Consider the following 25,912-nt stretch of genomic DNA (forward strand, 5'->3'; position numbering starts at 1 on the left):
GGCTAACGCCTCATGCGTTGGGCAATCATATTTATGTAGTCCAATGGTTAAATCTAGGGTTTCAAACAACTCTAATCGCTCCAATCAATCTACTGCCAAAACTGCTGCTTCTAATCCCAAAGCTAATACCAAAACTCAAGCAGCCAATAAGAAAGCTCCTAACACTCAATTGTCAGACCTTGATATTGACGATATTGACCCAGAACTTCTCAGCGACAGTTATAACCAAGTTAGACGACCGTTACTGCCTTACGGCATTGTCGTTAATGACAAACCCGCCGGACTTCTAATTCCAGAAGACCAGTTAGAAAAGGCTGGCTGGCTTGATATGCCTGATGAAAACGACCTAACTATTGTCACCCTAACTGAAGATGTTACTGGACTCTTAATTACTCAAGCACGGTTATTAGTTTTAGCTTTTGTACCAGAATATATCCGTTATAAGTCAGATGTTGAAGACTTAGGTGGTTCTTTTGTTGGGCTTTATGATGAATACAAGCATAACCTTGACAAGAAAACAATGGATGTGTGTTCAGAACATGCACTAGTGTTTCTAGATGAGGATAATCAACCCCTGCATACTACTCCTGTCGTTGTCCGCTTTAAGAATGTAGCTCTCTGGAGTTTTAAGTCAGTGCGTGAGGAGTTTTACCGTTCTTTGGAGAAAACCTTTGCTGACTATTTCCAAGTGCCATTTAGCGGCAAAAACGATAGGTGGCGTAGCTTAGGTGTGCTGTCAGTCGAGTTCAAAGCTGTCAAAGAGGGCGAAGGTAAGAATAAACACGACTGTTGTAAGACTGTAGATTACACCAAACCCACCGTTGAAAATCTGTCTCAATTTTATTTGGGTCAGCCCACAGCTAAAGCCCTCATTTGGCAACAACATGATGCGATCGCTGGTTTTAATGAACCTCAATCCCTACCTGCTTTGCCAGGAGAATCGGTATCTGTAGACGTGGAAGTATTGCCACCAAATAAGAATAGGAATAAAACTCAAAGCGTTCGGAAATCCAAACCAGCGACCAAGCCACCTCGGAAAATTCAACTTATTGACGATGACGACTTCCTCGATGAAACCGACGATTTGGAAGCTGAGTTAGACGATGATGATTTTGAGGAGGAAGACGATGAACTAGATGATGAGGAATAGTCCAATGCAACTATAGCGTCAATGAGAGTATGTCACATGAAAATACCCTGCCGTAGTCAAGAAGACTATGGCAGAGTTTTCTTCTAGATTTCGATTTATCAAATTTGGGATTTTTTACCAGTAGTAAAAAGCTGACTATCAGCAAGTTGATAGCCAGTGCCATTGAAACAAAAATTCAATTGGCGTAGCTGCTCTTGCTCAGTTTGCAGTACTTTAATGCACGGTAATGCCTGACCTCGGTTCTCTCCCACTGACAACAAATGTTTACCTGGTGGCAGATTGGGATTCAAGTAACTCAAGAATACCTGAGTAATTGGTTTGTCCTTTCTGAGCCAGTAACCAGTATACAGACATCCCAAAGCACCACAGACATCAGGCGTATTCAAGTTGAAAACTGCGAACCTGCCGTCTTTTCCTTGCACACTCCAAGCCAGTATATTTTTAGCAGATACTTTGGAATTTAACTCTGTATTTTCTACAATCACCTGTTCAATTACTGAAGCAGGCACAACATTAGCAGCTTTGTTCCAAGTAACGGTTGCCGCATTTAAGCTACAGCCCCCTAAGCTCATGAGAATCGACAGCAACAAAAAGATGCCCAAACCAATGCGAAACCAATGAACCCAGTAGCGTACCCTCATAGAAGGTGCTGGTAATTGATATGCAGTTGTCTTCAGTGGTTGAGACTGAGTAGAGGAGGCGGAGTCAGAATAAACTCCCTTTCCTTCCCCTGTTTGCCCAAGGTGTATTTTTGAATGCAACTCAGTATCCAGTATTTCTTTTATCTCGTGGGGTGAAGTAATAGAAGTTTTAGATAAATCTGCCATACTCTACCTCCCATTTTCAGTATTTTTAGCAGTGCTGATGTAGCTAGAGTTTACATTAGGAGAACAGGTCAGCGTTCCATTATCGCTATTACTGTTGCGATAACTAGCTAAAGCAGTTTTGCCGTAATCTTTGAGACTGAGGCGACTGAGGGCATCTGAGCCATTTCCATCAACTTTGCTGTAATCACCACCAAAATGCTTTTGAGCCACTCGTTCAATTAGGCGATCGCCCGTAAATGGCTGTCCTGTAGCCGGATCGATTTGCTCTTGTGTCACTTGAATTTTGTTAGCCATATCAGCCATAAACGCCCTATCTTGGTCAGCTGGAGGAAAAAACTCAAATAGTTCAGCCTCTATTGGTTGATGCCCTTGCTCCACTTGACTCAGAAACTCTTGACCTCCAGGCTTGGCAGCAATTAACTGCACTGCATAGGGGTTATAACTCATGAACTGGTAGCGACCGAGAGCGCGACCACAATTTAAACCCCCATCCGCACAGGTATATACGCCAATGGCTTTGTAATCCCCGCTACCAGCGCTCTCAATTTCCGCAATTGCATTTGAGAGCGATCGCAAATCAATACCGGAGAATGATTGATCTGTTATCGATTGACTAGCACTACTAAACGTGCATGGATTAATCTTCTCTCTTACTCCAGTACCGTTGGTAGTGCTAGCTTTAGGCTCTCTTGTCGCTCCAGTTGGTAAAGACGTAGTATTTGTCCTCTGTTCACTCAAATTGCCTACAAATATCAGGGAGTTAACCTTGTAGCTGAAAAAAGGAACAGGCCCGATAAAATAAGGTGTACAACCCATTCGCCAAGCACAGAACCGAAAGAACAACGCCGTATCTACCGTATCAGTAGTTTCATCCGGCTCCATTATCACCACCTTAAAAGCTTTACCAAACGGTAGCCTTCCTGTTGGTTCCCGACCGTTATTCACTGCTTTCAGGATACCCCGCCCGCCCTCGACTTCTTGGTATTTACCAGAAATCCACTGCTTTCCTTCTAACTTACTGCGATCGCTACGACCTGTATTCTCCAAATCATCCAGTTCTAAATAAGCGCAGTCTTTTTGGGTACAAGGCACAGAAAACCCTTGCACGTCTGAACCAGAAATCGTATTGTTACGGCGGTTTTCTGTTGGCCCATAAACTACATCAATCCGCATTACCAAGCTACCAATTTCAGTGATGGGATTAGGCATTGCTCCTAAAGGTACTTGTCCCAAACCAGGAATATCCGAAACATTGCTATTCATCCAACCTGTAAATTGTTGTAGCTGTACTGCATCTAAGTTAGGAATTGAAGAAATAGAAAACTTTGACAAGTCGATTTCTCCCAGCTTCATTTGCCCAACTTCATACTGTGTTAGTACCTGAGCTAGTGTTAAATTAGATGCGGCAATTAAGTGAGATTTTAGTAAGGTTGCAACAGGTGTAATATTGTTTACTTGTGTATTAGCCAATTCTGGAACAACCTGAGCTAGATGGCTCAATGTCTGCTCCCCAATCAGGGGAAATTCACTCAAGGCAATTTTGTTTAAATCTATACTGTTAATGTCTGTGTTCGCTTCTGGTTGTGTGCCCAGAGCGATCGCCTGCAAAGAAAACTCCTCTGCCTGTAATGCTTCACTGATATCTCCTAACTTCAAATATTGGTCAGGAGTCATACCCACATTCCAAGTGCGACTCAGGTCATAACCCAGTGTTTGACTGTAGGCACTGCCATCAATTGCACCGGATTGACTGATACCTGGTAGCTGGGCCAGAGAAATGCGGCTCCAGTCTGGGAGCAAAACTTTAGTAGCAGGTAGTCGAGACTGAGGATTTGCAACTTCTACAATTCGAGTCGGTAAATTGCCATCACCAAATGTGTTGATTGTAGCTTGTGCAGCAATGCTATAAATAATACAAGTAATGACAACCAGAAGAGATATCCATGCTTTTGGGATGTTCATAATTCCAGCTTTAAAAATGACAGCAACTATACCCCAATAAGCAAAGTAATTTATTGAATAAAAACCCAATTACTTGTTGCTTATGGGGTGTAGTAAGAGAGTGAAAATATGACTTATAACTCTAGCTCCTCTTCTGCTGACTGTTGACTTTTCTTAGACTTGTAACCGGAGCCAGAGCCATATCCTGGTAATTGGGGATTGGGATTAGCAGCCGATTCAGTGTAAGGTGTATCCCCAAGATTGATTTCAAAAATATTCTCTTGATAACCATCCCTAAATTGGTCTGTTTGCAAGGGATTACTACTATCTCCAGAACTTAATTGCTCAACACCGTAACCTCCAGATTGATAGCCACTGCCAGACTGATAATTACTACTGTCGTCAGTATCAAGATTTTGGTTAATTGTAGGTTCGTTATTCATTGGCATTACCTAAAAAAGCTGTATCAATGCCAGCATAAAAAGATTTATCTAGTATCAGCATTCACCTATTGGACATTAATTTTTTAGCCGATTGGCTATTTTTGGTGATGCGCTCATATCGAGATGACAAATAGAGCAAATGAATTTAATTTCACCAGAAGTAATGGCAGAAATTAGTAATGGTAATAGTACCAAACTGCCAGACAATACCCGAAAAATGCTGCAAGTTCTGGCAAGTTTAAATACACCAAAAGAATTATTAGCAAGTCTTTTAGAAATAGCTGAATTTTCCCTACACCATGTTCGCTACCTTGCAGGGCCATTGGTAATTCATCGCAGTCCTTGGAGTGATACGATTCCCCAATGGCTGAAGTTTGCTTGTATTCAGGATCGATTGGAACTTATCTTCACTGAATACGAACAGGATCAGGTTGGTGTTTCCAGCACAGCCACAGAAGTTCTTACCTACATGATGCCAGCAACTTACGAAGCACCTCTGCATAGGGACTACGCTGACCTTTATCTTTGGGTAGGTAATGAAGTTTTAACCAAATACAATAAATTACCAAAGGGTTGCAAGAGTTTTTATGAATTTATAGGTGATGGTGCTATGAACAATGCCAGCAATAATCGCATCATTCATTTGAATCAGGTAAAAAATGAATTCAACTATCTTAGCAGGTCAATTCGACGCAGCATAGTTAAACACGCAGCACAAGAGGGATGGGGTAAGCGTCATGTCACTGCCAAGCCTAACTTAGACTCGACCCAAAGCACTCCAACTCCTAAACCTTTATCAAATTCAACTGTGCAAATTAGCTTGTTCTAAATTTTCAATAAATCCTCAGTCATTCAAATTTTCATCTGAGGATTTTTCTGTTAAATGGAAGCGATCGCTTCTTTAATTATGAACATAAATTTTCAAGTTAGTCATCATGAATACTCAAGAAATTCAAGAGATTTTAAATCATCTCATCATTGGAATTACAGCCTTATATACCATTGTAATGGTCGTTGATTTCGTTGTGGGAATAGTCCATCTGTGGCAGAAATTTACACTCAACATCGAATACTATACCAACAACACCACATCTGAACAATCACACATTGAATCTAGTGATATTAAGAAATCTCTCAACTTGGAAAATCAAAATCAATCAACTAACCGTATTACATCAAAACCAGAACCTCAACCAAACAACTTTGTTAGCATTGATGTAGACAAAATTGATTTACGGACAGCCAGAAAAATTGCCACTGCCATAAAAAAAGCTTCAAAATCCAATCCTGACTTAATTATCAAACAAAAAGTTAACAGTAAAAGTGTTCCTTTAGCCTGGTTGCAAGCACAGATTAAGCATCGTTTAGAACTGGCACCAGAAATTGTCACACCTATTATCAGAGAATTGGCTCCTACTGCTTTTACATCTGTTCGAGAGAATATTCAGCATTCTAACATTGCAAAAACAGGTAAACGTAAAGTCAGTTAATCATAGAAAGAGAGGAATATCGATATGGCGGTTATCGCTCGGATGAGAAGACAAAAGTACTTGCTGTACAATCTTTCCAGCAAAGCTTTTGTATCTCCCTCAACTGCACACCGCTATAATATTACCTCTCTTTAATAGGTTTTTAAATCTTTGTATAAAACTAAATATTTTGAAGTTGGTACATATACAAGCTATCGCTTCTAGGTGAGAAATTCAAATTAAATTCATTATGAATGCAAGCTTAATAAATACAAATAATCCCAGGATTTATACTCCAGAATATACTATCGTTTCCAATGTTTCAACTCTTAATTATGCTCTCCAACCTCTGTTTCAGGCAGAAGTTTTAGCCATAGATTGTGAAACAACAGGACTTGACCCTCTAACTGATTCTATTAGACTGATTCAAATAGCTGCACCAAACCATCCGGTAGTGCTAATTGATTTACCAGCTATTCCCAAAAGCGATCGCTCACTTTTAAAACAACTCCTTAGTAACTCTGCTCTCAAAATTGCTCATAATGCCAAGTTCGACTGGCAATTTCTCACACTCGCAGGACTTCAACCCTCCGGTAAATTCTTTGATACCCAACTTGCTTATAAAGTTCTAACCGCAGGATTAAAAACAAGCTCATCCTTACAAAATATAGCTAAAAAGCTACTACACCTTCAACTAGATAAAACTCAACAAATCAGCGATTGGTGTAAACCTCTTAAATCGGTTCAATTGCACTATGCTGCCGTAGATGCTGCCATATTGCTTGACCTTTACTCAATTCTCCTCAACAAGTTAAAACAGGCAAAGTTACTCAAAATTGCCCGACTGGAATTTCAGTGTATGCCTGTTGTAGCTCAAATGGAACTTAACGGGATGCTATTTGACTTGTCTCGATGGCAGATACTGGGTGCAAAACTAGAAGCTGAAAAAACAGATGCTTTAAGCCAACTCAAGCAACTCCGTATTGCTAGTTCTCAGATGTCATTGCTGCCAGAACTGACAGATGCAGTAAACCCAAATTCACCTCAGCAAGTTTTGGCTGCTCTACAAGCTATTGGTATTAAAATAAACTCAACTAATCAAAGTAAATTAGTTTCTTTAGCTGCACAGTATCCCATAATTTAAGCATTGCTAGATTACCGCCGTCTATCCAAAATTATCGGCACTTTTACCGAGAAACTACCCCAGCATATCCACCCCAAAACTGGGAGAATTCATCCCAACTATTATCAATTAGGGGCAAAATCCGGTAGATTTTCTTGCCGCAAACCACCTCTACAAAATATTCCTCGTGATGAAGCTGCCCGTAGCTGTTTCATTGCTGCCCCTGGCTATAAAATTATCAAAGCCGATTACTCCCAAATTGAACTACGAATTATGGCTCGGCTTAGTGGTGATACAAAGATGTGCCAAGTCTATCGTCAAGGGGCTGACTTACATCGATTAACAGCATCTCTAGTAACTGGAAAATATATCAATGAAGTGACTGAAGAAGACCGCAGATTAGCAAAAGCAATAAACTTTGGATTGATTTTCGGTATGGGCGCTGCCAAACTCCAAATTTACGCCCAAGTAAAATATGGGGTGGCAATGACATTAGAGCAAGCAAAAGCTTTCAGTCAACGATTCTTTGAAGCTTATCCTGGAATAGCTAGGTGGCATAAAAACATCAAACGTAAATACATCCAAGGCATTAAGGAAAGTCGTACACTAGCAAATAGACGACGGAGATGGGTAAACAAGCCCCGACTATCAGAGCTATTTAACCATCCAGTACAAGGTTTAAATGCCGATATCAACAAATTAGCTATGGTAAAACTTTCAATTCCATTAGCTAAATTCAGAACAAAACTCATCTGTGTAAGACATGATGAAATTGTACTGGAATGTCCAGAGACTGAAGTTGAGCAAGTTAGCAATATATTACACAATTGTATGGTTGCTGCTGCCCAAAAGTTTCTCAGTCCTATTCCAGTTGTTCTAGATATTAAAACATCAAATAGCTGGTGAACTATCCCAACTTGCCGAGTACGACTGAAGTTAGATTTGCAGTCAAGCTATTCTGAGAAGATTTGTCAAAAACTCAACTGCCCTCCTCACAGTATAGCTCGTGCAAAATGTGGTTAGAGGGCGTTTCGTTTTTGATCCGAAGCACTATCCCCGCCCTATCTCAATACCGTTTAGTTAAGGACATTTATCTGTTGGGGCGGGCTGTTCTTGAGCAGGGGGAGAAAAAAGGCTTAACCCAAGCGTATTACACCCTATCCACTATTTCTGGCTATTCCTGAATCGGTATTCTAGCCATTATAAATAACGGAACTATTTTAACTATATCTGCTTACGCAGATTTAGAGTGAATCAAGAGTTTAAAACCCGCTTAATTGGGTTTTATTGGTGTGTCTATAAACTCTGTGACTAACAAATACCTGATGTAAAAAATGAGTTTTAATATTTACATATTTGAGGTGCATTAATGTCTAATCCCCGGATTTTAGGGGCAAGAGAAATTCATCTAATTTCACTCTACAGTCACTGGGAATTTGGTATGAAACCAGAAGAATTTTATGCCAAATGGGATGTGAGTTATGAACAAATTGCCTTAATATGCTGTCGTTCCGATTCTACGGTCAGAGGTTGGTTTAAGCAAGGTAAATTTAGACGCTATCCTCAGCCTAATGATTTACGGCATTTGGCATTCATGGACTTTTTACTGGAACATTTTGAAGAAGTTCCCGAACAACTTTGGCAATTGCTATGTCTGACTCATTCGCCTTGATATGAATAACATTTCTCTTCTACATATAGCAATCCGGTTTGATTACTGAAAGGTTTTTAAAACAAAAGCTTTGCCCTGCAAGGTTTTCAGACTCAGTATACTTTCAAAATTCCAGTCGGAACGCTATATATCTGTCCAATAAATCTAATACACACATAAGTCTAATTGTCAATATCAATTTGACCTGTCTTTGAGTATACCTCCTCGTTTAAGGTAAAATTTGGCGATTTAAAAGCACATAGCATGGTTATTTTACAGCATTTTTAAGAAGGAAAATATGACTTATTCTGAGCAATTAAAACCGTGGTGTATTGTCCGTGATATTCCCAATCAAGAAAATATTGTTGTGAAAAGATTCCGCCGACGGGATGATGCTGTTGCTTATCTGCAAGTGTTGAAGCAGTCAGCGAGAGATATTGCTTTTCAAATCATTTTTAAGTGAAAATTAACTTCCACTACACCCACCAATTTAAAAACTGAAGAGCAATCATTTATGAATAGAGGGTAATGTTGGCTAATCAATTGGTTCTTTGGTGCAATGTAGATAATTTGAATTAACCCATCCTGACAAACCATTAACTCTAGTATTGGGGCCTTGAATTACACTTACATAAGCCCATATACCTTCTTGTTCCTTCAATAAAACATTATTACCATTATTAAGACCTGCCCTAGATTGTCCATTCGGACTATCACGAAGTGCCAGTTGCCCAGATTTAATATTCACTACATCACAATAAGTTGCCCACTTCAGAGTCGCTACATTTTCTGTGATTGCTACTAGTTGACGGCGTAATATCTGCTTATCTTTGTTATAAATATTCAAATACATTCCTTCATTGGCATTTTCACGCCAGGAAACTGAATAAGTATAATCGCCATTTTCCCAAGTAATACCTCGATAGCCGTTATCACGCCAGGATGTTCCGTAGTCTAAGTCGATACATTTACCCTGAACATCACAACCTCTGTAGGTTTTGCCATTTTCCCCATCATCCAAAGTAATGGTAAATTCTCCAGCACGGTAAGTATCTGCTTTTGCATGAGTAGCAGTTGCTCCAATCAAGGAAGCAGTCATAATTGCAGTCAAAAAGAATCCTTTTAAGCGTTTAATCATATTTCCCTTTGGAATTTTCTGATAATGACAAAAATCTTTTTTAATTCGTTACTTTGTTGGTATTCGTTCACCGATATTAACCTAATTACTGATATTTTCAGAAGATTAGATAATTTCTGCGATCGCTGAAGGATTTATATCTGGTTTATACCCAACCTAAATCCTCTAAAGCTTGACTAACCTGCGGACGTAATTGCCAGTGCCATTCTCGTTGAGTAGTAGTTTCGGTATCTTCCAGAGTTTTCCAATAACCAGAAGCCAACATTAGTGACCAGAACGGTTTACCATTGTCGTCACGTTCAGGTGGCAAATAGTTTAAGTAATTTGCAAGCAGTTCTGCTATTCTGGCGTATTGGAGATTTGCACCACCAAAATGCTCATATTCAGCTGCCTGTGATAACCCAGTTGCAGTGATAGTTTGTCCAAGTGCATAATAGTGAGCTTTGAGCATAAGTTTATGGCTATCCGTCAGTTGGCTGCTGATGGCTACAAAAGCTTGCTTATAATCGTCCACTGTCGGAAAATCAATAGCTAAAACCTCTTGGATAACATAGCTTTTGAATGTGTCTATGTCCGTAAAATAGCGATAACCAAGACGATTTGCAGCTGATTCTATTTCCTTATCTGCATCAATTAACAGGGCAATTGGTTGACTTTTCCCTGACTGCAAGCCATCGGGCCACGCTAAATCAAGTACTGCACTCACTGTTCCTGTGGAATCAGTAATTTCGTACATCAATTCACCAATCGGCAATCCCTGCTTCTGTACCCATACATTACATTCTTCTATAACTTTTTCGTCAGTCAGTGGTACAACCGCAGTAGAGATTTCGGCGACTTCTTGCTCTAAGATTGAATCTGTCACTTTTGGTTCTGGAATATCCCCAGCTAATAGACTATTCAAAAAGCTATTGGCAGCTTGAGCTAAAAGTTCACGACGTGCAGCTAAGAAATAATGGTAGTTTTCAATTTGCCACAAACTGCGTTCCATCGGTATCCAGTGCGTTGCGATCGCATCGGGTTGGATTTGCTCGAATGCCTCAAAATACTCCGAAGGGTGTCGGTTTGAGACTTTAAGGTTGGTTTCTTGGGTTAGAAAAGTGAGGTTAGCGATCGCATTCACTTCGGATTTTGGGTATCCGCCTTTGTAAAGTAGCGACTTGGGGAAAATATGATGAACTTGTAAGCAGCTGTGCTTACCTAGAAGATGTTTGGATAGTTCAATGCCACTATCCCAATCTTGTACTTGATGCACGCGGGTAAGCATATAAAGTAACGGGTAAAACCTTGCTCCCATACCCCAGCCTTGAAAGTCAATAGCTTTGATTTCCAAGTCCCCGCGATTTTGTCGTAGGTTGGCGATGAGTTGGTCTAGCGGGTTATCTTCAGATTCCAATACGTGTAAATCTTGGGTTAAAACACTCTCAGTTGAACCTGCGTACCGTCCCCACAGTAAAGTATGTACATACCAGTACAATAACTTGTCGCGTTCTTTGTGATCTCTAAGATGTCCGCCACGCCCAACAAGGTAGCGCACCATGACAGGAAAGGCGTAAATGCCGCCCAGTACGCGATTGTGGTCGAGTCCAAGCCGACCAGAAATCAGGTTGAGCAGCGTATCAATAGCTTTTTCTGCCTTGTATAGCCCGTCCTGAAATGTCACAGTCTTGACATCTTTGAGTGCGGAAAACATTGCCTCTCCGGTGATAACTGCATTGATGCACCGGAGCAACCACTCCAAACGAAACTCAAACCCTGCTTTTTTCCATTTTGTGAGGCGTGCTTTGAGTTCGTTGCGAGCATCAGGCCATTGAGCGCAAATTTTTGCTAGTGCTAAATCACCTTTAGATAGCTTGGTTCCTCCACTGTTGACAGTGTTGAAAATTTCCACAACTACATCAACTGTTTTATCTTCACCACTGACTTCTTCAATATGCAAATTGATATTTTTAATGCCTTCAAGCTTATTCAAACTATTAATGTAAGTGGTCAATTTAGGAGCCAGTTCTGAAACTTTTAGTAACCGCTGAATAAAAATTCCTACACCTTGTTGCATCAATTCAGTGACATTCACCCACAAAGGGTTCTCCTTCATTTTCAGGGGAGCGTAAAATTCAAATATTTCTTCCTCCAAGTGAAAATGCAAACCAGTGAAAGCTTCCACATTGCCATCAAAAAACTGAGGCGGTTTGCCCCGCACGATCCCATAGAAGGAGGTGATGCGCTGTTGCCCATCTAGTAGCAGTTTAACTGAACCCGTAGAAAGCTTCCCATCGCCACGAGCATGGTCAATTGCTTGTTCAGTTTTAGTTTCCCACACTAATAAGCTACCGATGGGATGCCTGCGATATAGTGAATTCATTAAACCGCGCACTTGATCGCGATTCCAAACGTAACCCCGTTGGAATTCTGGTAGGGCAATACTGCCCATGTCAATTTGGTCAAGGATAGTAGTAATGTTCATAGGCTATTTTTGCTCTTTTATTACAAGTTCTATAACCGGGTATTTACTTAAAAAATCAGATACTTTAAATGATGAGATAATATTTGGATTGCCTTGAAAAAGCTGACACATCATTGCTTATTACATTCTGATATAGCAGCCCGATTTGATTTTTGAAATTACTTGCGTAGGAAGGAAACAGGGAATAGAGAAGAAGGGAGTATAAGTGTACTGAGTTTTTTTCAAAAATCAAATATGGTTCCTATATCACTATTTTTTTCTATTGCACTATCATCAATTGCCTAAAATATCAACTAAATAAACTGCTATCCTACTCCCTATCCTTGAACCATTGGTAACAAACAAGTTGCACCTTTTCTTGCTAAATTCTTATTAGTTCAGCTATGGATATATAGGTTTTACCCCCTTGCCACCATTAGGAGTTTTGCAATACCAACGTAACAATACCGTTGCCAAATTAAGAGGGTTCAATGCCTGTAGAAACGGGATGAATACGTCCTAAAGAAGTAAGCTTGGCAAAAATCTGGGTTAATAAAATAGGCTCAGGGATATCGGGAAGCATTTTTAGCATTTCACGAACATATCGAAAGCCACGATAATATGCTTTAAGGTCAATAATACCGGAGCCAGGATTATGTTGACGGAAATCAGCAAGAAGATAATGGGATAAATTAACCAGAAAAAATGCTAGATTAGCAGCATTAGTCACCGCAGTTTGGCTCAGATTCATAAAATCCTCTAATCCCCAAAACTGCTTGGCATCTCGAAAGTTAAACTCAATTTGAAAGCGCAGCTTATAATAGTCAATTATTTTTTCAAATGATAGCTCTAGGTCGCTAGAAAACAGAATCACATGGCTACGAGTATTAGTTTTAAGGTAAGGATTCAGGTCTAATATTTAGGAAGCAGAGATGGGCGAGACAGATAATTATTAGAATTAGCCAGCAGTGCTTGTGCAAAAAAGTCAATCACAGACCTACCTTGACGACGACAGGTTTGTACCACTGTTAACAGATGGGCAGTGTGTCTAAACCTGTCCATTGAACGGGAGCCACCACTTACTTTACGTTTCGTCACAGCCAAACGCAGCGATCGTTCAGCCTGATTGTTATCAGGAGGAATTTCAGGGTAGTCAAGGAAATACCACCATTGAATTGCTTTATCACGCAAAGAGCGTAAAAGGTTACCGGCCGTAGCTCCTGCAAGATCAAGCCACTGATGGAGTGAGGAATACAATTTAGATTTGAATTGATTGACCCAATCGTTGTAACTGGTGGAGTCAAGAGTCTCAAACCATCGAGCATAATTCCTAAAAGCTTCATCAATTAAATCAACAAAAGCTTCGCCAATAGCTTGGTTGTGAAGACCTGGAAGAATAATTAGTTTTTTGAAGTGTCGGCGTAGATGAGCCAAACATTTCTGCTGGGCAAAAGCTGGATAGCCGTTGTAAACGCTAAAATCATCGCTGCTGAGTACCCCTGCATACTCAGTTCCTAAAATTGTTTCTAATTCGGATCGTGAACGAGTGTCAGCCGCAGTAAACAGGCAGAAATCAGAATTGGCAACTACCCACAACCATTCTTTGACTCCTTTAACTGACCAAGGTGTTTCATCCACATGAACATTCGGTTGTGTCTGCTTTACCCAACTACTTAACTCAATAATGCTCGGTTCAATCGCTTGTTGGATTCGTTCATTAGTTGCGACTAATGTTCCAAGCCCAATTTCAACTTGCCCTAATTCCCACAACATTTCTTGCTGTTTTTCATAAGGCATGTGTGCATAATTGTTTACCCATCCTAAGAACGCTTGTAATCTAACTCCTAAATCTTGCCCTGGAACGATATCTGGCGACCATGAGGCTGTTTGTACATTTCCACAACACTCACACACGCAGGTATGGCGTTGATATTCCACTATTTCAATGGGACGTTCTACTAATTGCGCTACAGACTGTTTTTCTATTTTTACTGCCACAGTCGCAAATGCTTTTTGACCGCAGTGAACACAATCTTCTGGACGTAAGATTTCATAACGATCTACTCTGCCAAAACCCTTACGCGTTTTTCCCTGATGCCCTGGTTGCCCGCCTGGTTTTCTTTTGGTATGATTCGATTCTTCGTCCAGGGATGCTTTTTTGTTTTCGCTCTTTTTTAGAATATCCCCAGATGGTGGTTTCGACGAGGTAGAACTATTCTATTTCTCGGCTGACTTTTAAACGTTCTACTTCAAGGTGTAGTTCTAAGATTGTTTTCTGTAACTCAGATATTGCCTTGCCCTGCTCAATAATTATCTTTACCAGTTCTTCTTTTGATAACTGGTTCAAGCTTTCTCGGTCTAAAACAGTACGGCAGGTTTTGGTTCATATTTGTGATATTCTCCCTCAAGCGTCCCCTTTGTCAATACCCTGCCACCTGAATCCTTACATTTATCCTTCCCCTTGCACCATGCCACAAAAAGCGGTGGGTGCAGCTTATTTCGCTGCTCACGTATAGTTTCTACGCTTACACCAAGTCTTGAAGCTAAACCTTCTTCCGTCAACGGTTGGATTCGGGGAGTATGCCCTTTGAAGGATGAATTGTTGTAGTACGATTTCTTGCCCCGCCCTTGTTGGTTATTGAGATGATTTTGAATTTTAATAATCGCCTCAGTAAACTGTGTCATTCGGGCTGTTATCCCCTCCACTTTTTCTGATAAATCGGCGAGATTATGGATTGCTCCGGTTTCGTTGCTAGATTCACTTGAAAACTGTGACTCGAGCTTATCAAGTCGTGAGCAAATAGCTAATATCGTTTCATTCGTAAGACTGGGGTGACTATTGTTACCAGCAACCAAGTACTCCTCAACACTTGCCTTAATCTTAGAGTCGAGGCGTTTATCTAAATCATTGCCACCAATTGCATCAAGGTTATCTAGATCATCTAGGTAGAGTTCGATAAATTGGGTCAGCGTGGCTGTTGCCGTCGTCCCTTTCGACTTACAACGGGCGATAAACTGCTCCCACATCTTTTGGTCGCAGTTAAAAGATGCCAGTTTCTTGTTTTTCCCTGTTTGGCTCATGTCTAGGTAATGTCTAGGTAAATCTGGACTGGACACGACTGAGTGAGTGTGTCATCCCGAAAAGATAACTACCTTGACACTATCATTTTGGAGCGCATGAGTGCGCCCGCTTTCTTGCGATGGTCTCCGACCGACCGGAGGTCATCGCCTCTACCAAAAAGCAGTCAGATTACTACTGTCTGCAACAGTTAGTTAGCCACTGTTGGAGTTGTTCAGGAGTTGTTGGCGCACAATTTGAGCAAAGCCTGTTATCGCTTTTGTAGCCAGCCAAATCAGGAGGTGACTTCCTGGCTAACGCATCCATTTAGTCAATCATATCTGCCAACAAATTTGTCATTTCTGACTGACCTTGTTTGCGGTTATCGTCATACTGGATTAATACATCCAGCTTGACATGACGGCTGACTTTTTGCGTCTTTCGCACATCCCCTTGGGTTGCTTCCAAAAGAGTTGTAATCCCACTGTGGCGGATGCGGTGGGGTGACATTAACTTTTTTACACCAGCTGCATCAAAATAATTGACAACAATTTTGCGGATGCCGTCCCCAGTGAGGCGATGCCCTTTACTGCGGTTATCAAGGGCGATAAATAGGGGTGAGGAGGCGGTGATATTGCCCCGAACTTGCAACCAATCACAGATAGCATTAACTGTTGCTACTGACAGTTTTACCCATTCATCATTCGTACCTTGCCCTTTTCCCAAAATCCGCAATCTGCTTTCGTGTGGGTCGAAGTCTTTTATATTTAATTGACTCACCTCATTGCGTCGCAGTAAATTTTCCCACAACAGCCGCAATAGCGCATAATCTCTTTGACCATGAACAGTTGAGCGCTCAATTAGCTGGATTACACTGTTGATGCTTTGAGCATCCACCCCGGTAGTATCTCGATACGCTTTTACCTTTTCCAACTCTACATCTTCTAGCGTGTAGCTACACACACCTAGCTTGCGGGCAAACTTCACCAATGATTTAATGCTGCTGAGGCGACGGTTGACCGTTGCTTCTTTCAACCCAATAGCCAGTAGCTTTGCCTTATATTTCAACACCACCGCCACCGCCCGTTTCTCGGTCAGGTGCAAAAACTCCAACACGCTATCAACATTCGGCTCAATACCAGTCATCGCCACAAAAAATTTCCGCAAATCTTTCTGGTATTCGCGCCGGGTGCTGGGTGCGCGAATATTGGCGAGCATCAAAGCAATGACATCCTGTTCATCCTCTGTTGCGGCAAAATACCGCTCAATTGGGGCTGAAAGAGATTTTTTTAATGACTCTACCGCCGAGTCAAATCCGGTATCATCGTTTGCTTTTGGGGATGCCCGTCTGGGGGAATATGGAGTATCAGACATAGCATTGGGCGCGAAAAGGGTAATTTTCGATATCAAATCTATTCTCTCTCTATTTGCCGTGCCTGACTCAGTTTGAAGCCACAAAACCTCTATACAGATTACAATGTATATATGTATTTAAATATACTTTCTCTCCAAGCGAGGAGCGATCGCCTTTAAATCCACATCCGCCTCTAATTTCACCTTTTTGAGAGTGAAGAAAGAGAAGTACCTCATGACCGGATAAATCAGGACGATCTATACTTGGCGGTCGAGGAGTATCACCTGCCCAAAGGGATTGCTACTGAATCTACCCTTTGGCAGATTGTCTTTTATCACTGTAGATAGATAAATTTTAAATGTTACATATCTACATGAAGCCAACTGCCAACTTGTTTTCATACAAATTCAGCAACACTTGTAAATTTATTTTGGAACTTGCATAAATGCCTAAACAACCTCTGATAAATCTTCAGAAGGTATACCTTCACTCGCTCCCCAGCGAGTAGTGTACGCGATCACTGGGGAGCGGTTACCCAGTCCCAAAGGGACACGCTTCTCTACGAGAGGCTACGCCAATGCGAAGAACGCGCCATCGCGTCCCATTGTTTAAATATTGTTAGTGCTGATTCCATGTATGACTGGGCTTTAAGCCAAAAGTGACAATGGAGATCACTACTTTCAAAGGGCTGGTCATGAACTTTTGCCTTGAAGAATAGGTATTCATAATTTATGAGTCGGCACAAGCCAAAACGAAATCGTGGCGTTATACTCACTCGTGAAGGCTGGCAAAAGCTTCAGCAGGCAAAACTTAAAGGGGAACTTCGAGAAAAATCTGGCTCAAAGTACACTTTAGAAGAAATAAGTGAACGCGCTGGATTAACTTCAAATACAGTTGCAAAGATACTTGCTAACCAAGAAGGGGTTGACAAACGAACGCTTGTTTATTTCTTCATGGCGTTTAACTTAGAGCTAAATCCCCAGGACTATTCCAAGTTAAATCCTGATTTGGCGAGACTTCAAAGCTTGAAGAACCCCAAGCGCGTTGATTGGGGAGAAATGGTGGATGTATCTGTTTTCTATGGACGCACAGATGAACTTACTCTACTAGAGCAATGGCTGATCCAGGAACGCTGTCGAGTAGTGGCGCTGTTAGGAATGGGAGGAATTGGTAAAACAACTCTTGCTGCCAAGTTATCACAAAAGGTTCAAGGATGGTTTGAGTACGTTATCTGGCGATCGCTCTACAATGCTCCCCCACTTTTTGACCTGCTGGCAAATTTAATTCAATTTTTCTCTAATGAGCAAGTTTTAGAAACTGACTTACCAAAAACTGTAGATGGTAGGATATCACAACTAATTGAATATTTGCAACAACAGCGCTGTCTGCTCGTATTAGATAATGTAGAGACTATTTTGCAAGCAGGCGTTTGTGCTGGATGCTATCGAGAAGGCTATGAGGATTATGGCTTACTAATCAAACGGTTGGGACAAGTTATGCATCAAAGCTCCTTGGTGCTGACTTCACGCGAAAAACCTAAAGACGTGGCATCACACGAAGGACAAGCACTACCTGTTCGTTCATTACAACTGAGGGGTCTGAAAGAGGAAGAAGGAAAAAAAATTTTTCACCTCAAAGGTCTGTTTGGAGCAGAATCCCAAGAGAAAGCACTGATTGAGCTTTATTCTGGTAATCCATTGGCTTTGAAGATAGTTGCAACGACTATTCAAGATGTCTTTAATGGTGATATTTGTGGGTTTTTGTACCAAAAAACATCTGTTTTTGGCGATATCTGTGCTGTTTTAGAGCAGCAGTTTGAGCGTTTATCTAATTTAGAGCGTGTGGTTATGTACTGGCTGGCAATTAATCGTGAGTCAATTCCACTCTACAATTTGCAAGAAGATTTAACTTCATTAGTAATACCACACAAGTTATTAGAAGTTCTAGAGTCTTTGATCAGGCGAAGTCTCATCGACAAATTTCAGTCAACGCTAAGTGAAAAAAGTGGTTTCCTCTTCACATTACACTCCGTAGTAATGGAGTATGTGACTAGCAAATTAATTCAGCAAACTTATCAAGAAATTGCAACTCAGGATATTGTGCTTCTTAAGTATTATACTTTGAGTAAAGCTCAGTCCAAAGACTACATTAGAGAAACTCAATTACGCTTAATAATTAAGCCAGTTATAGATGAACTTTTCACTATTTTTAAAACCCCAAGAAGACTAGAAAATCATTTAAATGAAATTTTAGTCAAGCTGCAAGGAGAATCTCCACTGGAACCTGGGTATACAAGCGGAAATATTCTCAACTTGCTTCGTCAGTTAAAGACAGATTTAAGAGGTTATGATTTTTCTAACCTAAGCCTTTGGCAAGTAGATATGCGGGGTGTAAGTTTACCTCAAGTCAATTTCCAAAACGCTAATTTATCTAAATCGGTTTTTACTAAAAATTTCAGTAAAATTTCTGCGGTAGCATTCAGCCCCAACGGAAAAATTTTAGCGGCGAGTGACGCAAATGGCAAGATTTGCTTGTGGCGAGACTTTACTGAGGGCGAACAACTTTTGACCTGTCTAGGACACATTGATTGGGTTCAAGCGATCGCCTTCAGTCCAAATGGTAGCATTCTTTGCAGTGGAGGTACTGACCAGAGTGTGAAATTGTGGGATGTCAACACAGGTGAATGTCTAAAAACTTTAACAGAACATCCTGATCGGGTACGATCTGTTGCTTTCAGCCCTCAAGGTGAAGTTCTAGCTTCTGGCAGCGATGATCGGGCAGTGCGTTTGTGGACTATTCCGGATAGTAAGTGTTATAAAATTTTACGAGAACATACTAATTCGGTATTATCTGTAGTTTTTAGTCCTCAAGGTAAAATTTTAGCCAGTGCTAGCAGTGATAAAACCGTGAAGCTCTGGAATTTCCGCACAGGAGAATGCCTCAAAACTTTGCAGGGACACACTAGTTCGGTTTCCTCAATTGCTTTCAATCTGGATGGTCAAACCTTGGTTAGTGGTGGTGATGACCAAACTGTGAAACTCTGGAGTATCTCAGATGGGAAGTGCCTGAGAACTTTCCAGGGACATAGTGACAGGGTTAGGTCAGTCGCCTTTGCTCCTAATGGTAATATTCTGGCTAGCGGTAGTGATGACCAAACTGTGAAGCTATGGAATTTCCGCACAGGAGAATGCGTTAAAACATTGCAGGGACACACAAGTTTGATCTGGTCTGTTGTTTTCAGTCCAGATGGTCAAACTTTGGTCAGTGGTAGTGATGACCAAACTGTGAGGTTTTGGGATGTTAGCACTGGTCAAGCCTTAAGAAACTTGCAGGGCTACAATAATGGGGTGTGGTCTGTTGCCTTTGCTCCTAGTGGCCAGACCATAATTAGCAGCAATAATGACCAAACCGTAAAGCTCTGGGATGTCGCGGATGGGAAGTGCTACAAAACTTTGCGAGGACACCCTAATCGAGTCAGAACCGTTGCCTTTAGTCCTCAAGGTAATATCTTGGCAAGTGGCAGTTACGATCAACTTGTGAGGCTGTGGGATAGCAGCACCTGCCAATGTTGCAACATCTTACAAGGACATACTGGCTGGGTAAAGTCAGTTGCTTTTGCTCCTGGAGGTAAAATTCTCGCCAGTGGCAGTGATGACAAAACTGTAAGGCTTTGGGATGTCAACACTGGTCAAGTTTTGAATATTTTGGAACATAGTCATGGGGTATGGTCGGTTGCTTTCAGTCCTGAAGGTAATATCCTGGCCAGTGGCAGTGATGATCAAACAGTCAAGCTCTGGGACATTCACACAAGTGAATGTCTCAAAATTTTGTCGGGACATACAAGTTGGGTATTGTCCGTCGCTTTCAGTCCTGAAGGTAAGACCTTAGCCAGTAGCAGTAAAGATAAAACTGTGAAGCTTTGGGATGTTAGCACAGGTGAATGTCTCAAAACTTTGTTAGGACACACAAGCTGGGTATTGTCCGTTGCTTTTAGTCCTGAAGGTAAACTTCTGGCTAGTGGGAGTGTAGATCAAACGGTAAGGTTGTGGGATGTCCAATCCGGTCAATGTATCAAAACTTTGCATGGTCATACCCATTGGATAAGATCAGTTGCCTTTAGTCCAGATAGTCAAACTCTGGTAAGTGGCAGCGAAGATGAAACGGTAAAGTTGTGGGATGTTTTGACGGGTGAATGCCTAAAAACTTTAAGAAACGAAAGACCTTATGAGGGAATGAACATTACTGGTGTTACAGGTTTAACCCAAGCAACTATTACTTCTTTGAAAGTTTTGGGAGCAATCGAGAATTGACTTTCTCCCTGGCTTGACTTCGCTTCACTTTGTGTTGAGCCTGGAGCTAAGAGACGGCTTTTGAATTTATTAGTTGCATATATAAAATTACAGAGGTTTGAAAACCCATAAGCTATTGCGTATTTAACTTGGTTGCAGAAATTGGAGATATAACTGCCTATTTTGCAGATTTAGGGACTTCATTCTGGAACATTAGATGCACAACAGCTTACTTTTTAAATATGGGTTTCCAAAGTTACTAAAGACTTTGGCTACTGTCTAAGTATTTTTTAAGTGTGCGTACCATCTCTCGAATTACATCGCTCTTTGTTCGCTGCATTTTCTCACAATATTCCTCCAAGATTATTTTCTCCTCTAGCGAAAATTGAATTGTTAAATTAGCAGCATTTTTTCTAGCCATTGTCATTGACTTTTAATGACTTTCCAATTACTATTATATAGGAAACTACTGAGTAATCAAGATTAATCGAAAATTATAAACAGGAAATTAAAATTTCCTTCGACTAGAGTAAAAACTTGGTAACTCAATTCAGGAGATATTTATTAATATAATCATGGATTGTAGGTATAAATTTACAAATTAACTCTTAATCTGCTAATAATAGGCTTGGCGCTTAATAACGTTTAAAGTCCCTCAAGCTCTTGTACTATTTCCGTTTTAACTGTCTAAAATTAGATTTTTGAAATGGTTTTTCTGACAGGGTTTTATCGATTATTTAGCTTGTTTTGCAACAACTATAATTTTAGTGAGAATTCTCTTCCATAAACGCCAGCGGTAGGAGCCTATTACTCCAAATACAATTCTCCCTAAGAAATTATGAAACCGAAGAAACCCAAACGCAATCGTGGGCTTATACTGACTCGTGAAGGCTGGCAAAAGCTTCAGAATGCCAAACTTGAGTGGGAATTTAGGGAAAACAATGGCTCCAAATCTACCTTAGAAGAATTAAGCGAACAAGCTGGGATCACTCCTGTCACCTTCAGAAAGGTAGTAACTCGCGAAACGGGGGTTGACAAACGAACGCTTGTGCGTTTGTTTATGACGTTTAATTTAGAACTGGATAAAAGCGATTATACAAGCCCAGACTCTGATTTAAAAGGGCAAGAAAACTTGAGAAACCCCAAGCGCGTTGATTGGGGAGAAATGGTGGATGTATCTGTTTTCTATGGACGCACAGATGAACTTACTCTACTAGAGCAATGGCTGATCCAGGAACGCTGTCGAGTAGTGGCGCTGTTAGGAATGGGAGGAATTGGTAAAACAACTCTTGCTGCCAAGTTATCACAAAAGGTTCAAGGATGGTTTGAGTACGTTATCTGGCGATCGCTCTACAATGCTCCCCCACTTTTTGACCTGCTGGCAAATTTAATTCAATTTTTCTCTAATGAGCAAGTTTTAGAAACTGACTTACCAAAAACTGTAGATGGTAGGATATCACAACTAATTGAATATTTGCAACAACAGCGCTGTCTGCTCGTATTAGATAATGTAGAGACTATTTTGCAAACAGGCGTTTATGCTGGATGCTATCGAGAAGGCTATGAAGATTATGGCTTACTGATCAAACGATTGGGACAAGTTATGCATCAAAGCTCCTTGGTGCTGACTTCTCGTGAAAAACCTAAAGACATAGCGTCACTCGGAGGAGAAACACTGGCTGTTCGCTCATTACAACTCAGCGGTTTAGAGGTAGTAGCAGGGCAAAAAATCTTTGAAGCCAAGGGTTTCTCTGGCTCAGAGTCAGAATTACCAGCAGTAGTCGAGCGTTATGCAGGCAATGCCCTTGCTTTGAAGATAGTAGCGACAACCATACAAGATGTTTTTGATGGTAATGTTGCTGAATTTCTGCAACATTACACGGCTGTTTTTGGCAGCATTCGCGATCTACTAGACCACCAGTTTTCGCGCTTGGCAAATTTAGAGAAGGATATAATTTACTGGCTAGCAATTAATCGTGAGCCTGTTTCGCTATCAGAAATACGAGAGGATATTGTATCACCAATTCCACCACAAAATTTACTGGAGGCTCTGGAGTCTCTGGCAAGGCGATCGCTAGTTGAGAAAAGGACAGCACTCTTCACGCTGCAACCTGTAGTCATGGAGTATGTGACTCAGCGATTGATAGAGATAGTTTGTAAGGAGATTGAAACTCAGAATCTTGATTTGTTCAGGTGTCATGCCTTGATGAAGGCAACGGCTAAAGACTACGTAAGGGAAACTCAAATTCGCCTCATTCTTAAGCCAGTTATAGATGGGTTGCTTACTGTGTTAAGAAGCAAAAGAAACCTTGAAAATCAGCTAACCCAAATTCTAGCAAGGCTACGAGAGACATCACCGTTAGAACAAAGTTATACAGCTGGGAATATTCTCAATCTGCTTTGTTATCTGGAAAGCGATCTCAGTGGCTATGATTTTTCTTATCTGAGTGTTTGGCAAGCAGACCTGCGGTGTTTGAAATTGCATGATGTAAATTTTCAAAACGCCAATTTTGATAGGTCTGTTTTTGCTGATACCTTCGGTGGAGTTTTGTCGGTAGCCTTTAGTTCTGATGGTAAACTTTTGGCTTTGGGTGATACTAATGGTAATATTCATTTGCGCCAAGTTGCAGGTGGCAGGCATGTCCTTACTTGTGAGGGCCATACTAGTTGGGTTATATCACTTGCCTTTAGTCCAGATGGTAAAATTTTTGCCAGCAGTAGCGGTGATGGCACTGTAAAACTATGGGATATTGAGACAGGTCAATGCTTGCAAACTTTGGAAAAACATGATGATGGGGTTTGGTCAGTCGCCTTTAGTCCAGATGGTAGTATGCTAGCGAGTGGCAGTGATGACCAGACGGTGAGATTATGGAGTGTCCGCACTGGTGAATGTCTCAAAACATTCCAGGGTCACACCAGTTGGGTACACTCCGTTGCTTTTAGTCCAGATGGACAGATGCTCGTGAGTGGTAGTGATGACCAGACGGTGAAGTTGTGGGATATCAACACCGATAAATGCCTCAAAACGTTCCAAGGACACCATGATGGAATAAGGTCAATTGCTATCAGTACAGATGGAAATATGCTGGCGAGTAGCAGTGAAGACCAAACTATTAAGTTATGGAGCGTCGGCACTGGTCAGTGTCTCAAAACGTTGCAGGGACATTCCAATGAAATATATTCAGTTGCCTTTAGTCCCCAGGGCGATTTACTGGCTAGTGGCAGTCATGACCAAACTGTGAAATTATGGAATATCAGTACTGGTGAATGCAAAAAAACTTTTCAGGGACATTCCAGTTGGGTATATTCTGTCGCCTTTAGTCCACAGGGTGATCTCCTGGCTAGTGGCAGTTACGATCAAACGGTAAGGCTATGGAGTGTTCACACTGGTCAATGCTTCAAAACGTTCCAAGGATATACTGATCAAATACTCTCAGTCGCCTTTAGTCCAGATAAGCAGACGCTGGCAAGTGGCAGTCACGACTCCTCAGTGAGGTTGTGGAATGTTATTACAGCTCAAGTCTTGGGAACATTCCAGGGGCATCGTGCAGCGGTTTGGTCAGTTGCCTTTAGTCCAGACGGTCAAACGCTGGCTAGTGGCAGCGAGGATCAAACGGTGAGGTTGTGGGATGTCAGTACAGGTAAGTGCCTCAAAAATTTTCAGGGACATAATGCTCTAGTCTGGTCAGTTGCTTTTTGCCCCGACGGTCAAACACTGGCAAGCAGTAGCGAAGATCAAACAGTGAGATTGTGGGATGTCAGTACTGGTAAAATATTGAGAACTTTCCAAGGGCATCGTGCAGCCGTTTGGTCAGTTGCCTTTAGTCCCCAGGGCGATCTTTTGGCTAGCGGCAGTCATGACCACACAGTGAAGTTATGGGATGTCGGTACTGGTGAGTGTAAAGCAACGTTGGAAGGGCATAAGGCTTGGGTTTGGTCAGTCGTCTTCAGTCCAGATAGGAAGCTACTGATAAGTACTAGTCCCGATGGGACAATAAGATTGTGGAGTGCTTACACAAATGAATGCTTGAAAGTTTTGCAGGTAAATACAGGTTGGGTACAGCTAGTTGCCTTTAGTCCAAATAGCCAAATATTAGCATGTTGCAGTCAAGATTTGACAGTTCAATTATGGGATGCCAATAAGGGTCAATACCTCAGAAGCTTGCAAGGGCATACAGGCAGGGTTTGCTCGATCACTTTTAATCCTGATAGTCAAACACTAGCTAGCAGTAGTGAAGATGAAACAATTAGGTTATGGGATATAAAAACAGGTAATTGCTTAAAAGTGCTGAACACAGAGAAACCTTATGAGCGCATGAATATTAACGGAGTTACAAATTTATCTTTAACGGCTATTGCTACACTGAAAGCTTTAGGAGCAGTTGATTGAAAAAGCCTATAGAACTCCGGTTTTATTAATGAAAATTTTTTAGATAAAAACCTTGGTGAACAAAGATTTTAATCTTAGTATGCTTTCAAAACTAAAGTTGGATTCCTATAGGCAACCAGCAGTTTTATGGAAATACTGAAGCATGTTCGGTCTTTAATCTTGGTTAGACAAAATGCTTACTCTATATAGGACAACACTTTGCTACGAGAACTCCTTCTTGCTCAAACTCATGAGCCAAAATCCTGTCTAAATCAAATTCGATGCCATCTAAAACTTCGATATCGTTCTCAATAAGTCTACTATCAAAATTTTGAATTAAATATTGCTGCCCGATACCTGTAATTGTTGTGGTCGTCGTTAAACCCCAGGTATTAGAGGTAAAGGGACATGGAATCACTTCACCTTGATTGGACTGGGCAGGGTGAATTTCCGGGTTATTACCTTGGAGCAAGGTGTCATCTGTATAAGTTGGAAATGATGGATTGAGCGCTAGCTTGTCTAGACTATTTCTAGATTCAATAGGCTCACCTGACTTAGCATATACTGGTGGCAATATTTCAACAATCAAGATATTGGCCAACAAAGTAGAGGCAATGTAAGTAAACAATTTGGTTAGTAACATGGATAGCATCCTCA

16 protein-coding genes and 2 pseudogenes are annotated in these 25,912 nt (G+C 41.1%); 9 read left to right on the forward strand and 9 right to left on the reverse strand.

Features of this window, described 5'->3' with window-relative positions:
* The first annotated feature begins 43 nt into the window (after positions 1–43).
* Positions 44–1,150 carry a DUF5895 domain-containing protein gene (locus HUN01_RS00905; protein WP_181927204.1) on the forward strand — a complete coding sequence of 369 codons (1,107 nt, stop codon included), beginning with the start codon at positions 44–46 and terminating at the stop codon, positions 1,148–1,150.
* A gap of 98 nt (positions 1,151–1,248) precedes the next feature.
* On the opposite strand, the gene HUN01_RS00910 is transcribed toward HUN01_RS00905, so the two are convergent.
* The 3 genes from HUN01_RS00910 to HUN01_RS00920 form a co-directional block, all read right to left on the reverse strand.
* Complete coding sequence (locus tag HUN01_RS00910; RefSeq protein WP_181927205.1) at positions 1,249–1,977, reverse strand: hypothetical protein; 729 nt, start codon at positions 1,975–1,977, stop codon at positions 1,249–1,251.
* Positions 1,978–1,980: 3 nt separating this feature from the next.
* Positions 1,981–3,939 (reverse strand): M23 family peptidase, encoded by a 1,959-nt coding sequence (locus HUN01_RS00915; protein ID WP_181927206.1) that lies wholly within the window; start codon positions 3,937–3,939, stop codon positions 1,981–1,983.
* 113 nt (positions 3,940–4,052) lie between these two features.
* Positions 4,053–4,361, reverse strand: a complete 309-nt coding sequence (locus tag HUN01_RS00920; RefSeq protein ID WP_181927207.1) for a hypothetical protein — start codon at positions 4,359–4,361, stop codon at positions 4,053–4,055.
* Between the two features lie 139 nt (positions 4,362–4,500).
* Between HUN01_RS00920 and HUN01_RS00925 the strand changes: the two genes are divergently transcribed.
* The 6 genes from HUN01_RS00925 (at position 4,501) to HUN01_RS00945 (ending at position 9,067) form a co-directional block, all read left to right on the forward strand.
* Complete coding sequence (locus tag HUN01_RS00925) at positions 4,501–5,190, forward strand: hypothetical protein (RefSeq protein ID WP_238845358.1); 690 nt, start codon at positions 4,501–4,503, stop codon at positions 5,188–5,190.
* Positions 5,191–5,296: 106 nt separating this feature from the next.
* Positions 5,297–5,851 (forward strand): hypothetical protein, encoded by a 555-nt coding sequence (locus HUN01_RS00930; protein ID WP_181927208.1) that lies wholly within the window; start codon positions 5,297–5,299, stop codon positions 5,849–5,851.
* Positions 5,852–6,080: 229 nt separating this feature from the next.
* A complete protein-coding gene (locus tag HUN01_RS35075) occupies positions 6,081–6,974 on the forward strand; it encodes a 3'-5' exonuclease family protein (protein ID WP_238845360.1) in 894 nt (297 codons plus the stop codon).
* A 3-nt stretch (positions 6,975–6,977) separates the two neighbouring features.
* Positions 6,978–7,859 carry a DNA polymerase gene (locus HUN01_RS35080; protein WP_238845362.1) on the forward strand — a complete coding sequence of 294 codons (882 nt, stop codon included), beginning with the start codon at positions 6,978–6,980 and terminating at the stop codon, positions 7,857–7,859.
* Positions 7,860–8,322: 463 nt separating this feature from the next.
* Entirely contained in the window at positions 8,323–8,625 is a 303-nt protein-coding gene (locus HUN01_RS00940; protein WP_069069453.1) for a hypothetical protein, read from the forward strand.
* A 277-nt stretch (positions 8,626–8,902) separates the two neighbouring features.
* Positions 8,903–9,067 carry a hypothetical protein gene (locus HUN01_RS00945; protein ID WP_181927133.1) on the forward strand — a complete coding sequence of 55 codons (165 nt, stop codon included), beginning with the start codon at positions 8,903–8,905 and terminating at the stop codon, positions 9,065–9,067.
* A gap of 72 nt (positions 9,068–9,139) precedes the next feature.
* Here the strand turns inward: HUN01_RS00945 and HUN01_RS00950 are convergent, their stop codons facing one another.
* The 5 genes and pseudogenes from HUN01_RS00950 to HUN01_RS00975 form a co-directional block, all read right to left on the reverse strand.
* Entirely contained in the window at positions 9,140–9,742 is a 603-nt protein-coding gene (locus HUN01_RS00950; RefSeq protein ID WP_181927134.1) for a hypothetical protein, read from the reverse strand.
* 145 nt (positions 9,743–9,887) lie between these two features.
* A complete protein-coding gene (locus tag HUN01_RS00955; RefSeq protein WP_181927135.1) occupies positions 9,888–12,206 on the reverse strand; it encodes a GmrSD restriction endonuclease domain-containing protein in 2,319 nt (772 codons plus the stop codon).
* Between the two features lie 457 nt (positions 12,207–12,663).
* A pseudogene (locus HUN01_RS00960) lies at positions 12,664–13,083 on the reverse strand (transposase); the annotation flags it as partial.
* 14 nt (positions 13,084–13,097) lie between these two features.
* Positions 13,098–14,572: pseudogene (tnpC, locus tag HUN01_RS00965) on the reverse strand (IS66 family transposase).
* Between the two features lie 998 nt (positions 14,573–15,570).
* Positions 15,571–16,617, reverse strand: coding sequence for a tyrosine-type recombinase/integrase (locus HUN01_RS00975; protein WP_181927136.1), 1,047 nt, complete (start codon positions 16,615–16,617; stop codon positions 15,571–15,573).
* Positions 16,618–17,328: 711 nt separating this feature from the next.
* On the opposite strand from HUN01_RS00975, the gene HUN01_RS00980 reads away from it, so the two are divergent.
* Entirely contained in the window at positions 17,329–20,907 is a 3,579-nt protein-coding gene (locus HUN01_RS00980) for a WD40 domain-containing protein (RefSeq protein ID WP_181927137.1), read from the forward strand.
* An 817-nt stretch (positions 20,908–21,724) separates the two neighbouring features.
* Positions 21,725–25,276: a WD40 domain-containing protein gene (locus tag HUN01_RS00985; RefSeq protein ID WP_181927138.1), complete on the forward strand. Its 3,552-nt coding sequence runs from the start codon at positions 21,725–21,727 to the stop codon at positions 25,274–25,276.
* A 181-nt stretch (positions 25,277–25,457) separates the two neighbouring features.
* Here HUN01_RS00985 and HUN01_RS00990 read toward each other — a convergent pair whose 3' ends face one another.
* Positions 25,458–25,898: a hypothetical protein gene (locus HUN01_RS00990; protein ID WP_181927139.1), complete on the reverse strand. Its 441-nt coding sequence runs from the start codon at positions 25,896–25,898 to the stop codon at positions 25,458–25,460.
* Positions 25,899–25,912: the final 14 nt, after the last annotated feature.

It is taken from the genome of Nostoc edaphicum CCNP1411, from assembly GCF_014023275.1.
GTDB classification, from domain to species: Bacteria; Cyanobacteriota; Cyanobacteriia; order Cyanobacteriales; family Nostocaceae; genus Nostoc; species Nostoc edaphicum_A.